The sequence below is a fragment of the Staphylococcus sp. EG-SA-2 genome (genome assembly GCF_017152085.1).
Genome location: NZ_JACYHC010000199.1, coordinates 1 through 523 on the forward strand (window position 1 = coordinate 1; position 523 = coordinate 523).

A 523-nucleotide genomic window follows, 5' to 3' on the forward strand; every position below is an offset into this window, starting at 1 on the left:
ACACAAAATTGTAGATTATATAACAAAATCATGAATATAAATCAACAACAAACAGCAGTAAGATGATTCCAAATTAGGAATGATTTTACTGCTGTTTTCTTTTGACATTGTTACCTCTTTTTCAATGGTTTTTTCTTTGACTACAGCTTCGCCCTATCTACATATATCTCTTTAATTTAATTGCCTTTCATGTCGTTATGTATTATGATAATAATAATTATAAATCGTAACGATTACGCTTTAAAAAGAGAGAGGTTTTATTATGCATTGGACAATTATCGGCGGTGGCATACAGGGAACTGCAATCGCACAAAAACTATTATCAAGCGGATTAACAACAGACCGATTAACAATCATTGACCCACACGAAACTTTTTGCCAAAGGTTTAACTCATTTACAAATCGAATAGAAATGCCTTATTTAAGATCACCGATTGTACATCACGTACATCCACAACCGTTCCATCTAAAACAATTCGCTAAACAGCACCAATATACAAATGCTTTTTATGGTCCTTATCAA

At 32.3% G+C, this 523-nt stretch carries 1 protein-coding gene; it reads left to right on the forward strand.

The features are described 5' to 3' along the window. Nucleotides 1-262 precede the first annotated feature (262 nt). On the forward strand, nt 263-523 hold a 261-nt coding region (locus IDG60_RS27270; RefSeq protein WP_206160434.1), incomplete at its 3' end, for an FAD/NAD(P)-binding protein.